Genomic DNA, 15,613 nt, shown 5'->3' on the forward strand with positions numbered 1-15,613 from the left:
ATCTGTAACCAACGGTATATATACTGAATAAAAAGAAAATACAGCTTTTTGTCTATTAATAGATTTTAACCTTAAGATGGAACAAATAAAGGAGGATAAAAGTATGAAAGGTGCAGTGAAGAAAGTGCATCGCTTAAGAAGGGCTATTGCCTGGTTATTGACGGCTGCGATTGTTGCAGGAAATATATCACAGCTTTCCATAACCACCGCATATGCTTCAGAGCTTGCTGAAAGCAGGAGCGAATCTACTTCCAATGTGGGGAAAGCATCTCCGTCAGAGGCGTCACCATCAGAGGCGGCGAGGATTATCGATGTTCAGGTAACCCAGTCTTCCATTGAGAAGGTTCTTAAAAAGGATTTTGACAGAAGGCCGGAATTAAACGAAGATCTGGTTCCTTTTGAAGGGGATCAAAAGGATCTGGTTATAGGAAAATTGTATGAAGAACTGGAGGGAAAGACTCTGGTGCTCCAGAAAAAAGTTGGAAAAGCCATGTATCTGGTGGTGGTTTCCGATACTTTGGATGGAGAACCTTTTTTCGAATCCCATAAGTCTGAAAGGATCAAACAGGATTCGATCCTTAAAAATATCCAGGTCATAGGTGTGAACGGCTATAAGGACCGGGATTGCGAATTCCGTTTGCGGATCGTCGGGGATGATTTGATGATAACAGATGCCCATATGGAGGAGTTTGCAGTCATTGGAGAAAATTCTCAGGAAGAAAAGGCTGCACAGCCATCCTCAGCCGGGACTCGATCGGGGAATTCTGTGAATTCGGGAAGCACAAGTGGTTCAGGAAATACCGGAAGTTCAGTAAGCCAGGAAACAACGGATGGAACAGAAGAAGAAACCAATGACCAGGAAACTGAGGCTCAGGAAACTGAGACCCAGGAAACCGAGACTCAGGAAACCGGTGAGGCTGATAAGAATCTTTCCGAACCGGATGAAGAAACACAAGACCAGGCCGGTGAAGTGACTGAGGCCCAAAAGGAAGAGAATTCAAGGGAAGCTGTGGAAGAGCCAAAGGATACGGAAAATGATACGGCTAAGGAAGCAGCTAAGGAAGATGCTAAGGAAGCAGTTAAGGAAGAAGCTGGAAAAGAAAATCAGGATCATGCCGGGCAGGAAGAAAAAAGCGGAGATTCTGATTCTGAAAAATCCGGGGCTGCCCTTTCTGTAAGCAGCATAGGAATCAATGGGATTTCAGTAACAAGGCATAAGGTTCCGGTACTTTTCAGTTCTGAAGGTTCATTGGCAACGGCTTCTGAAGCAGAGATTGATGACTCTCTTGGAGAAGAGGCTGATCTTGTTTTTGTAGGGGATACGAAGGTCCTTTCAGAAGACGAACGGGCCGCCCTTATGGGAACGGATGTGGCCGCCCTCAATGGAGAGGAAAAGAAGACCAGCTTGTTTTCTTTTCTCAGCAAGCCGTCCTTTGGTATGGTCGTACGAAGCTATGGAATCACCCTGTTGAATACGGAGATAAGCGGTGAAGGTAAGCTTAGTCCTTATGAAACGGCTTTAACTTATTATGGGCCTGATGCCACGGATGAGAAGGAAACCGTAGAAGTAAGCCTTTCTCAAAGTCAAACAGGTTCCATTAAGGCAGGCGTTTTATATACCTATACCATCACTTATACCATGCAGGCAGCACCTCTTTATGAATATGCAGCAGGCGGAAAGCTTTCTCTGTTTGATGCTTATGAGAACGCAAAAATCCGGTTTACCGTGCCTGCCGGCATTATCATAGAAGAGCAGCCTGGTAAAGTAGAACTGATCTCCTCTGACGATGATGGCAAGGTTTACGAAATCAGCGTGGGAGATGAGCAGAATGTGATCCGACCGGGCAAATCAGACAGCATAACCATGAATGCCTATATTGACGGAAACGGAAAAAGAGCGGTTGGCGAGCAGTTTAATTTGTCTGAGAACAGCGTTGCTTTCTATGCCGATGTTAAGGTGGCGGATAAGACAGATACGGAACATGTGGAATATCCGGGAAATATTGAAACAGTTACTTATGCAAATCAGCCGGGGGAAACCACACTGACCCTTGTGTCTGATGACGTTTGGCATATTAAAAAGAGTTTAAATTCAACTGGTGATCCTTATACAGTGGTAAGAGACGGAGAGAGAAATCCTGAGTTTGTGGATATTACCTATTTGATTGAAGTCGGTATGTACGGAAGCTCAAATACCATATCCCGTCAGCCGGACGGAGTTGTTTATCAAACGTATGGGAGAACCGGTTTTCAGGAGGGATCTTTTAAAATAACGGACTCTCTTAAGATTGTCACGGAAAATGCTCCGGAGGCCATGATGCCGGTTTCCGTAACAGCGAAGTGGGGAGATGGATCCGATGTTCACATGATCCAAAATGAAGACGGATCAATTACAATTGATGAATTCAAAACCAAGGGACAGAGTGGAGAGGATCATATTTATGTATCAGAATCAGCGCCCACCTACAGTTCCTATTTAGTAACGGCCCGCTATCCCTATGAACCGTTTTTACTGAAGTACAATGATGAACGTGTTGAGAACAATGATGTTTTTACGGTTAATAATAAGGCTTATCTGGAATATGTAAAGCTGGGAACGGATCAGACGGTGACGGAAGCTTCTGATGTGAATGTTGCGGTCCATGAGTTTAACAAGCCGGCAGTCATTAAGATAAAGAAGGAAATTGACGAAGGCCTGGGAGTTACTCAGAAATATGGTTTGGATATGGAGAAGGAGTATCCGGGATTGGCCGGTTTTGAGATTTATTCTGTGGATGCTGACAATAATCAAATACCTTATGACAATTATACAGTCATTGACAGTAAAGGTCAAAAAATTAACAATCGGAACATTGTGGTAAATCCTTCAAATGATGAAACGGAAAGCGGATTTTACGCAACAGAAGATGATGGTTACATTCAGATTCAGGTAGATCCGGGAACCTATGTGATTAAAGAGAAGGAAACTGAAAAACCTGTTGGGACCCAATTCAATTCCGCAAAGGTGGGAACAAAACCTGTTGCCAATGGGGAGGATATTAAGGTCACCTTAAAGGCAGGTGAAAACGCCGAGGTTACGGTTGTAAATGAAGTTATTGGAAAAGGAGCTATTGAGTTTTACAAAAAGGCTCGTACCTGGGATAGTGTAACTGTTAGCGAGACGGAATTAAATGTCTTGAAAGAGGCCGAATTTACTCTTTATCAGAAAAATGAAGATGGAAGTCTCACAGAGGTTAAAACTGTAGAGTCAGACAATAAAGGATATGTGCTGTTTAAGCCTCTTACGCCAGGACAATACGTTGTAAAAGAGAAAAGCGCTAATGGTTATATTATTGATAATCATGAGTATGAGGTAACTGTATACGCTGATGTGACGTCGCCTGTAAAAGACGGGGATAATTTTCTTGTCAACACGTTAAATCAAGCAAAAGTAAGAGTTACGAAGCTGATGCAGGATGACAATGATAATTATATAAATGTACCAGAGGCTTACAGAGAGGATTTTAATGATAGGTTCTGGATTGAGAAGAAGGTAGCTGGTACATGGGAACAGGTGAGCATAAAAGACAAAATCACCAAAGAAGTTAGAATCACCTACTCTCTAGGAAGTGAAAGTCAGTTTACGGTGACTCTGCCTGTTTATGATGGAAGCGGCAATGAGATCGAGTACAGGGTAGCTGAAAAAGTACCGGAAGGATATTCCGACGGAAATGGGAATGAAGCCGGTTTTTCACAAGAGGAAAAGGAGGATGGGACTTATATATATAAGACCTTTTCTCTAAAGCCTTTAGAAATTGCTGAGGTAAATTTAAAAAATAATAAGGGTGGAACCTTAAAGCTTCAGAAGGAGGCATGGTCTGTTGACACTGAGGATGGAACCCTGGATAAGAACGCTTCCAAAAGTGGATTTCAGTTTAAGCTTTATTATAAAAACGAGGGTAATTTCACCGAAGTGTTGCCAGCAACGACCTATACGACAGACAGTAAGGGAGAAATTCTGGTAAAGGGCCTTGATGTAACAAAACAATACTACTGGTCAGAGATTAACGGTACCGGAAGATTGGAAGCAGAGAATTTTACAAAGGTGGAAACCTCAGGTGACCAGATTTTTATCGGTCCTTACGCAGTAAGCAGAAAAAGCGATACTATTGTAGAGGCCTATAACATTCCTCAAAAGGTTCCTTACTGGTTTTATAAGGTTGATATTACAGATGAGGATAATTCTATTTCAGCACGTTTTAAAATAACGGTAAAAGATAGTAATCCTGAGAAAGTGGCTTTCGATGATTGGGTATCCACTGAAGGAACCTATATTACCCTTGATCCTGGAACAACATATATCATTGAAGAGACAGTGGCACCGGATAATTTTGTAAAAGGGGAAAAGGCTGAGTTAATCACTCCCGATGGGCCTGTGAGAAAAACAGACTTAGAAAGATGGTTTGCCAAAGATAACACAGAGAACCATAAGACCTTTAAAAATGAACCATATAAATTGGTTACTATCAAAAAGACACAATACGATGCAGATGGAAATAAAGATTCCAAAATAGACACAATAATATTTGAAATTTATGTTGAGAATGAGGTGGGAAGTGGTTTTGAGGAAACAGGCAGTTTGAATTCCAATACACCGATTCCTCTTGCTCCTGGAAACTATTATTTTAAAGAAAAGGTCCCAGACGGCAATATCAATCCTTATTACCTGCTCTCAGATGATGACAAAACAGAAGGATACCATCCTGGTTATAAGATATTTGAAAAAAATATATATTATGGACCAGTCGACATAACTGCAGCGTCTGCAGGCAATACAAAGCAGGAAATTTATCTGGCAGGACCTGATAAGCCGTTAGTGAATTATAAGGATAACGGAAAAGTTACAGTCACTAAAAAAGATGCGCTGAGGGATCGTTCTGTTAATGGTGCAGTTTTCGGTATTTTCGAAGCTGATAAGTTTGATGTAAATAATTGGGAAGCAAGCATCAGCAATCCAATTGAGACGGTGACAACCAGTGGAACCGAACCAACAGCTGGCCAGGCAACCTTTAGCAGCACAGAACTTAAGATTTTTGATACCAACGGAAACAGAATTTCCTATGTCATTGCTGAGATAACACCTCCAAACGGCTATCTGCCTTCCTATGAAATTTTGACGACCACTTTAAAGGAAGGCAAGGTCATTACAACGGTTAATGGGGAAGAAAATGGCAGCCAGCTTGTTATTAAGAATGAACCCAAGCTGACCATCCGCACTCAGAAGTACTGGAGGGATGAATGGAATTATCAATTCTATAAGGTAGATCATGTCCTTGGAAACGTAAAACTGGCCCTCTATAGGGTAAATACAGATGATATTACTAAGGCTGACTACGTAGAAACAGTAACCACTAATGCTTATGACGGCATTGCGACCTTCTATAACATTAACCGGAATGATACCTACTTTGTAGTTGAAGTGCGGGTGCCCACCAAGGACGAAACTGGTTTTGATTTTGAGCTGAATATGGGTAATAAGACACCTTTGGCAAATGGAGACGAAGAACCTCCTAAAACCCTTTCAGTTTCAGAATTAAGAGAAGGCAAGTACAATGCAGTGGAATATTCGGGCAAAGATCTTCCCAAAGACGCGGACTCTTTAATTCAGAAGACCGATGATCTTTTAAACTACAAGCCTTGGGTTCAGTTTAACGTATTAAAAACCTGTGATGGTAACGCAGTTGATGGAACTACCCATCAGCCGGAAAATATTAATGGAGCCCAGTTTACCCTCTATAAGATGACAGGAGATGTAAAAAATCTCTCGGGAATCCAGTTGGCAGATCTGGCGGATGAAAGCCGGTTTGAAAAGGTAGACAGTTATGAGAGCGGCACCAGGGGTGATCCAAAAACAGGCAGCAGGGTGAACGGAGAATTTGATACAGCGGTTTTGGAACCCGGTAAGGTATACTGGCTGGTGGAGGAAGCGCCGGCGCCGGGCTATCAGCTTCCCGGCGGACCCCAAATCGTAGCGGTCTTTGTGCCAAAAGGATCCGGCCACACCGGATATGACGGTATGCTTCATGAGTATGAAAACGGGCGCAGCAAAGAGCCTGTTGTGGTGAAAAACCAGCATGAGGATGGCCCGGGAGGCTATGATGCATACTATTTCCAGATTAAATTAAACAAATGGCTGAAAGATGCCTTAAAGCCCAGTGAGGAGCCAACTCTTTTAGGAGGAGCCAAATTCCAGATATGGCTGTTAGAGCCTGACAGTAAAGAAAAGCTGCTTCCAATTGAAGTGGTTGAAACCGGTCTGGAATCCGATGACAGTAACAAAACCGGCTATGCCCTTTCTAAGATGATCAACATGGGTAAGCTTAAAGATGCGCTTGAAAATAAGGGACTTGGAGATGAAGTAAACAGAATTTTAAAGGTTGAGAATGATAATGTTGTAAAGGCCCTCTTTGGACTGGAGGAGGTATATGCGCCTTCCAAGGTACAAATGGACCCAACGCTTCACTATCTTGAGGCAGAAATACCCAAAAATCAGGATTCCATTGATTCCCATTATTTCTGGGTAACGGGAAAAGATGAGGAGTACCGTCTGATGAACACGGTATTGGAACAGTATCCGGTGACCATTGAAAAATATGGATATGTACCGGATTCCAGTACATTTGGTAAAACGGATGAAGAACTGGATGCTTTAAACATTCCAAAGACTCCTTTAAGCGGCGTAGAGTTTGAAATTTACCAGTATCAATGGGAAAACGGCAGTTACAGCTATGTAAGTATCGGAACTTATACCACGGACATCAATGGCCAGGTAAAAGTACCAAAGGGCTTACAAGCCGGACGATACCGGTTAAAGGAAACCATGACAGAGATCCAGCAGCAGAAATATATTACCATGTATACGGGAGAAGATGATCTTTGGAGATATTTTACCGTAGGAAGCAATCCTTCCACTGTGAACGTATATAACCCGGAGAAGCCGGATCTGGTAATTGAAAAAACCACCTGGACTGGAGATCCATCGGTAAACCTTGACGGAATCACTTTTACCATCCAAAAATCAGGCGGCAGCGAGATTCATAAAACTACCAAACCTGAGAATGGAAAATATGTGGCCAGCTTTAATAATCTGGTCAGCGGCGTTTACACCATAAAGGCAGAAGTATTGGGAAGCGAAGCGGCAAAAACTGTAACTGACCGATATTTTGAAACAATAACGGTGGATGTCGGATATGAAGCGAAAGCCATTGATGGAAGGGTATCCTTGGTTCTCATAGGAAGCGCAACAGGAAAGCTGGCAACCGCTGTGGTTAAGAATCCACGTCTGGCGGAATTAATCATTCATAAAATTGATGCAGAAACAAAGGACAGCGGTACTGGTATGGCAGGTGCTACCTTTAAAGTGGAATACTTGAAGTTCCGCTCAGACACGGATTTAATCGGAGGGGTTCTGCAGAATGTTAGAGATGCAGGCTATGCAAAGCCAGATCAGGGCTTTAATTCCGTCACAAGAACTTTGACAGATAACAAAGACGGCACCTATACGCTGAAGAACTGTGAACCTGGCTGGTACCGGATTACGGAACAGAAAGCCCCGTCAGGATATACCATTGATGCCCAGCCAATCATTGTGCCAGTCGTAGCAGATATGGCAGGTGGATATGAAGATACACTTACGGTCGAATTTGAAAACAGACAGAAGGCGGAACTGACCATAACAAAGAAGCTTTTCTTTGGCGATGGATTCAAAAATGATGAGAATATTGCTGATAAGCTTCCTTCTGAAATTGTTTTTGATATTTACACCTATTCCAATAACACCTATAAGAGGGTATCAGATGAATCCGGCAGTCCGGTACAGGTAAAGATCCGGAACTTTGAAGCTCAGGCTGGTTATTACACGGCAGGCGGAACTGTGCATCTTCCTCAGAATCCGGAGGGAGGCGCCTACTATCTGAAAGAGCAGGAGAATCCTGACTGGATGCTTTCGCCATCAGGCGCGGTGGAAAACGGAACTCTTCAGGAGGACGGATACATTAAGGTGGGCGTAGAGACTGATTTTACCTCTAAAAACCCGGTATCCATTACGGTGAACAACGAATATGCAAAGGCCAGAATACTTCTTACCAAGGCAGACGGAGCAAATCATTCAAAGAAGCTGTCAGGAGCAGCCTTTAAGCTGTATTCCGATCAGCAGCTGACAAATGAAGTAGGAAGCTTCACAGAGATAGGCCAGAGCGGAGTATATGAAATCGTATTTTCCACCAAGGTCTACAGCCCTGGAACCTACTATATTAAAGAAGTGAACGCTCCGGCAGGCTACATTGCAATCACAACAGCCATACCCGAGGAAGGTCTGGCAGCAGAAACAGGAAAAACAACAGAAATTACCGTGCAGAATCAGGGCGGTATTGATTTACAGATTACCAAATACAGCGGTAACGGAGGTTCAAAATCTCTTAAGTCAGGAATCACCTTTGAGCTTTACAGAAGATCCCCAGGTGGTACCTGGAATTATGTTACAGAAGGTACCAGTGATTCTCAAGGAAAGCTTTCCTTCCGTGGACTTGAACTTCCGGCGGGCGATTCCTATGGAGTTTATGAGGTGACGAAGAATGAGAATGGCTTTGAAACATTCCGTATGGATTCCTTTAACGGGGCGGAAGGGACCATCCTTCCCACAACCGCTGATGTGATAAAGAACGGGGAAACTAAAACAGGTCTTGAACTTTATGTTCTCACAGGAAGCAATACCGTTACACCGGGAGTCCATAGCTTTGAGGCTCATAACCAGGAAGCGCTGCCATTAAAGCTTATTAAGAATGATGTAAATAAGACAGATAATCCTGGCAGCTCCATTGCTGTTTCCATGAAGGTCACGGAAAAAGAAACAGGAAAGCAGATTGGAAATACGGTTAACGTACCATACGGGGAGACCGGAACTACAGTACAGCTTCTGCCTGGAACTTATATTATTGAAGAGACGGCAGTAACTCAGAACAGCCAGGGTTATATCATTAACAAGGATGATGCAAGAACCGTTTACAGGAAAGAGGTGGAAGTTAAGAAGGGTGTGATTCCAGATCCCTGCGAGTTTACAAATGTAAAACAGAAGACAGGAGTAACACTGGATAAGACATCTCTCACAACCACTTTAAAGGACTTATGGTGGAATGAAGGCCAGACAGTGACCTATACCTTAACGCCTAACGCAGCAAACAGCATACCTTTAGACCGGTTTGTAGTAACGGATACAGGCTTAAAGATGCTGGATACGGGAAAATCGGAACTTCCAGAGGCTGAGTACACCTATGAAAAATACACCATTGTTTCAATAAAACCGGGAAAGGCCACGGAACAGAACCACATTCAGGGGGCAAGGACCGGAACCATTATGGCGGATGTAACTTTCTATGATTTTAACGGAAACCAGGTGGGAGCGGTACAGAGCGTTGCGGTATCCGGTGACGGAGAGATCGGTCTGATCAAGCCGGTAAACGGTAAAAAGGTGAAATCCTTCCAGATCAGCTATCGGGATGACACTCTGGAGGCCTCCACGGAAAACCAATATGTACTTGGAAATGATTTTGTACCGGGAAGCATTGAGGTTACGGTTAAGCTGGATCACCAGGATGCGAAGCTGTCCAACGGAACCTATAAGAAAGAAATCAAGTATATTCGCAATGAGGCCGAAGTGTCCATGGACTTTAGAAGGTGGGATATTAACGGAACATTGGTGCAGAGCCAGGAAAAGAGCCAGGCAAAGACGGAATGTGATATTCAGGTTGTTCAGAGCCAGGCACCGATTATCTCGGTGAAAAAGAGCGTTGATCCTATTAAAGGAATACAGCCTAGTGATATCCTGACTTATACCCTTTATGTAAAGAATGATACCACAAGCAATGATTCTGATATCGTGCCGATGAAAGAGCCTATCCTTATTGATTACGTACCTCTTGGAGTTACCGTGTCAGGAGAATCAGCTGGAGAGGACCGTCTGTTAAAGGCTGTTACCTTAAAGGATTCGCCGCAGGGTGTTGCTATTGAAAAGACTGTTAAAAAGGTTGATCCAACGACCGGGCGGGAGACTTTATTCATTCAGCTCAGCGGAAACTTAGATAAGGGCGAATCTGTTACGGTTGAAGTAAAAGCACAGATCGCGGGAAGCATTATCAATTACGGAAAGAACATTCTCAATGAGCTTTATGTTACAAGTGATGTTCTGCAGCCTGCATTTTCATTAAACCAGACTGGCGCTTCCTTTATGATCAAAACAGATTCAGGCAGCAAATGGCCCAGCGCTGACCTGCCAAAGGATGTGCAGCTGCCGGATGAAAAATACCGGGATTATGGATACGCTTCGGATTCTGCGGAGAACACCATGAGCACCGGTACGGGGCTGGTCCTCTATAAGGAGGTAAAAGGAAACTTAGATACCAGGTTCGTGTCAGGAACAACGGTAGGAAAAGTGGCAAAGAGCGCAGATGATACGGAGCTTACTAATTATGACGGTACCGTACTGTACCGGCTCACGGTGAACAATGCCTCTGCCAGTGATATTATCACCAAGCTGCAGCTCATGGATATCCTTCCGGTAAAAGGTGATTACAGTACCGGCAATTTTGAACGTTACAGTGATTACCAGCTGAAGTATGAGGAAATTGTATCCATTGCAATTGAGAACAGGACGGATCACAAGGAAGGCAGAAAGGTTGAAGACTTCAGCAATCAGGTGACCTATTCGGGCACAGTATTTAACAACAAAGCAACGGCCCAGCAAGGAAAAGAATCCATGCTGAACGATAACAATGACGGGTTCTGGTCCGAAAGCCTCAGTGATCCCACGGCCATCCGCATCAAGATCATTGATCCTGAGTTCTATCTGGCTCCGGGAGAGAATCTGGTGGTGACCTATAAGACGGTTGTTCCTTATACAGATAAGAAGGAGTTGGATGATGTAGCTTATGGATATGCGGTTAATGATTTCGCTACCTCTTACAGCTATAAGAAGAGCTTAACAGATACATCTGAGATAATGTTCCCCCAGGCACAGACCAGCAATGCGGTTCAGGTACTTCTGGTGCCGGGAAATGTAAAAGTATCCGGACGGATATGGATTGACGACAATAACAATGGAATACAGGATGAAAGCACTACAGATGATCATCTTCTTACAGATTTGCTTCCAGTGCTTCAGTCTAAGTATTTTAAGGTCAATCTGCTGAAATACGGAAAGAGCGGCGATGATGAAGTATCGGGTACAGTAAACTTAAGCGATGCCAGATTCCTGTTTGACGGATTGACGCCGGCGAAGCCTTTTGGCATCACAGGATCAGAATTCACCCAGGAACAGGAAAACAGCTGGTACAGCAACCAGTCCCTGATCGTGTCAAAGCTAAAGGGGGAGGATCCTGCTCATTACCGGATTTATGTGACAACAGGGACAATGCCTGCAGGCTATGAAGACCTGGTGCTTAAACTGACAAAACCAACTATGCTTTCCACAGGGCAAAATGCGGAGGCAGGAAGATCAAGGTTTCCTGATACCCTGGCAGAGGGAGGAAAGAATTACGAAGAGAGCCTTGACAGCAACTTTAAAGAGACCAATGATTCTTATGCATCGGAAGACTTCTTCTTATGGTCGGCAGGAGATGATTATGATAAGACAAAGGATATTGGTTTTGTACCATTTAGAAATGTAACCATTAAGAAGACAAATGAAGCCGGAAATCCGGTAGAAGGTGCCCATTTCAGCGTATATGGTCCATATACCAACGAGGAGATGGAAGGGTTCCGGCAAAATGGAATCAAGAATGCGGCAGACCTTGGAAGTCCGGTTGCTCAGGGCAATACGGTTCTGGATAACAATGAGGCAGTCTGGAGTGCAGGAGAGCTTCTCTATTACCGGAATTATATTGTTGTAGAGGATGGCGCGCCTGCAGGATATGAGATTGCCAATGCACAGACCGATGATATGGTTCCAATGACTTCTTATCAGGTAAACGGCCATAAAGCCTGGGAGCTGCTCAGCAAGGAATTTAAGACGTCTGGAAATCCCGTGCCAAGCACCATAACGGTTAAGAACAGCTATGTGTCCGGATCTCTGGAATTTACAAAGCTTGACGGGTTAACGGGAAAAGAACTTGGCGGAGCAGCATTTAAGATCGAGAAAAAGGGTGCTGTGCTGGAAGATGCCTGGAAGGCATTTACAGAGGCCATGAAGGCAGATCCGGGATCCATGGGAGTGACAAAGGTAACGGAAACCAGCAATGGAATAGAGTTTGAAGTGGTATCCGGAAAGGTGACATTGACCGGAATCCCATATGGAACCTATACCTTGTCGGAAATCCGGGTACCAGACGGATATGATATTACAAAGAAACAGGCTGATATTGATTTCCAGATCGAGACTGACGGGCAGAAGGCAGTGCTTTCAGGCCTTGAGGATAACCTCATTAAGAATACCAGAACCGATTACAGCTTAAGCCTTAAGAAGGCAGATAATGCCGGTAACGATAAGGTGGCCGGAATCAGCTTTGCCATAACAGGTCCTGGAAAGTATGAAAGCAGTTCATGGATCCCGTTTGCCAAGGCAGACTTTAAGCTGAATGATCCGTCGGAAAGCGGATATGAAGTAAAACAAACCGACGGGGAGGGCCTTATTAAATGGAATCTGCCTTATGGGGATTACAAAATAGAAGAACTGGATGCAGCGGGGTATGAACCTGTAGAGCCATTCTATGTAAGAATTGATGTGAATGGAAAAGTATCTCTCTTAAATGGAGAGGGGCGCGGCGAGCTTATCTTAGACAGCGAAGAACAGAACCAGATCAACCTGATCATAAAGAATGTGATCAAGACCGGTTCCCTTTCCGTAGAAAAGATTGACGGAGAAACCGGGAAAGCCATTGCAGGAGCACAGTTTGAGTTAAGCGGAACTTCTGTGATCAACGGAGCGTTTGAGGCTTATCAGAATTATGTATTAGGTCTGGGCGTTTCCGGAGTATCAACAGGTAATGAGAACGGAAGGCTTTGGATCAGATTCCAGGTAGACGGAACCGGAGATTCCAAGACAGGTCTTTTGACCCAGATCCCATATGGAACCTATACCTTGACGGAGATCAAGGCTCCTGACGGATATTTATTCAACAGCGGAAGCAAATGGACCAAAGCTTTTACCATTGAAAGTGCTGAAGGTGTGAAGCTGACAGGAGGCAATGGAATCGTCAATACGCCTCATGAGCTTAACATTGAAAAACGGGATCAGAAGACGGAGGAGGTACTGTCCGGCGCAGTATTTATGCTCATGACCGCAGACGGAAAATATGTGGCTCTTGATGGAAACAACTCCTATACCGGATTAAAGGAAAGCCAGGAGGAAGGTTCTGCATTTACCACCGGAAGCGACGGAAGAGTTACTGTAAAACGTCTCCCGGCAGGAAATTATATTTTAAAGGAAACACAGGCACCTGCCAATTATGGCGTAACTGCTGATACGGAAATAACCGTACTGCGATCCGGCAACTCCGAGACTGTTGTAGTATATGATTTAAGGAATATGGCCAAAATACGGATTAACAAGGCTGCATCCCACAACCATGAGATGAGGCTTGACGGAGCGGTATTTGAGATTTACTCCGATAAAGACTTAACAGCACTTGCAGGTACCATGACAACAGGAAATGGCGGCATTGGGGAATCTGAAATGCTCCCATTGGGAACCTACTATGTGAAGGAACAGAAGGCCCCCGCCGGCTATGAATTAAGCGACAGAGTCTATGAAGTGACTTTGCTGAGCGACAAAGAGGCTTATACGGTCCTTGCAGACGGAAACGAGTTCGTTACCGACGATTATGGAACCGGATCTCTGGTATTTGACAAGGTAGACAGTTCCACAGGTGAAAAAATTGCTTCTGCCCAGTTCTCCATAAACAGGAAGGATACGAATGTAGACGGAGCCTATGAGCGGTTTTTAGAGGATATAGGTAATAAGAGCCAGGCTGAGCTGGAGGCAATGGGAATTATGGACGTTGAGACAGAAGGCGGAAAAATCCGTTTTACAGCAGTAAACGGCCATGTGGATATAAAGGAAATCCCATACGGAACCTATATTCTTAAGGAAGAAAAGGCGCCAAAGGGCTATTTAAGCCTGAATGGAAAGGCAGAATTTGAGTTTACTATTACAGAGGACCAAAGGGAAGCAGACTTAGGAAACGGCAATGAGGTAGTTAATGAACGGGCTCAGTTTGAGCTTCAGCTTAAGAAGGCGGATAATCTTGGAAACAGTATAAGCGGAATCCAGTTTGAAATATTAGGACCGGGCCGGTATGAAGAAAATGGAGTTTTATCAATTTTTGGAGCAAACCGGTTTAAGACTGACGGGGATTCTGATACGGGATTATTTACCACCGGAGCTGACGGTTTGATTCACCTGGGGCTGAAACATGGCGATTACCAGATCAGGGAGGCTTCTTCCGACCGGTACGATTCCATTGATCCGTTCTATATCAGAATTGACGGGGAAGGCAAGGTAAGCATCTTAAAGGATAACAGCAAAGCAGCAGTGGTTTCAAATGACGCTCTTGTTACAGTTACCGTGACCAATAAGATCAGCACCGGAAATCTGGAAATGGAAAAGGTTGACGGTGAAAACACCGGAAAGAGGCTTGAGGGAGCAGAATTTGTGCTGTCGAACCTTTCGACCCTGGTTCCGGGAGCCTGGGACAGCTACCGCAATCAGGCGGCAGCAGATGGCGCTGCCTGGACGGCCGATCAGGTGGTAGGAAATACCATAACCTTTGTGTTAAACGGAAAAGGAGTTATAACAAACCTGCCCTACGGCACCTACCGTCTGACGGAGATAATGTCGCCCGATGGATATCTTCTTGGAACGGCTCCATGGACTGCAGAATTTACCATTAATGAAGCCAATAAGGAAATCCGGTATACAACACCGGGGCTGTTTGAAAAGACCAATGGTGCTATTGCCAATATGCCTTCAAAAATTACTGTGGTAAAAACCAATGCGGTCTATGCGGATGTGAAGCTGAAAGGTGCTGAGTTCATTCTGAAAGCTTCCGATGGAAAGTATGTGAAGCTGGATAGCGGCTCTTTTGCCGGATATACGGACGACAGGGCAGCTGCAGGAATTTTTGTGACCGGCAACGACGGGCAGTTTGTAATAAAAAGACTGCCAAAAGACACCTATACTTTCATTGAAACAAAAGCGCCGACCGGGTATTATATTAACAGCAATATCCCGCCGGTGACCCTGGATGGCGTCAACAGCTTTACCATTACCATTCAGGATGAGAGAATCAGAGGCGGCGGCGGTTCATCGGGAGGACCTTCCGGAAGGGATAACCCAGGCGGTCCGGGTGCTGCGGTGACGATTGTGCCGGACCCGGTGCCCCTTGCCAACCTGCCTGGTGACGGTTCCATTGATCTGCTGAATGTTGACGATGGAAACGTACCTCTTGCCAATCTGCCTAAGACCGGCGACCGGCAAAAGGCTGCGGGTAAGGTAATGGTGGCCCTGTCAGGATTCATGATGGCTCTTTATGCAGCACTTAGCAAAAAGAAAAAGGAAAATTAAGAAAATAAAGGAAAAGTGTTT

General features: G+C 44.5%; 1 protein-coding gene. It reads left to right on the forward strand.

Annotated features, from left to right (window positions below):
- Positions 1-103: 103 nt before the first annotated feature.
- Positions 104-15,592: a doubled motif LPXTG anchor domain-containing protein gene (locus K401_RS0109095; protein WP_024292657.1), complete on the forward strand. Its 15,489-nt coding sequence runs from the start codon at positions 104-106 to the stop codon at positions 15,590-15,592.
- The last annotated feature ends 21 nt before the right edge of the window (positions 15,593-15,613 follow it).

Origin of the sequence: Lacrimispora indolis DSM 755, assembly GCF_000526995.1 — a bacterium.
Lineage (GTDB): Bacteria > Bacillota > Clostridia > Lachnospirales > Lachnospiraceae > Lacrimispora > Lacrimispora indolis.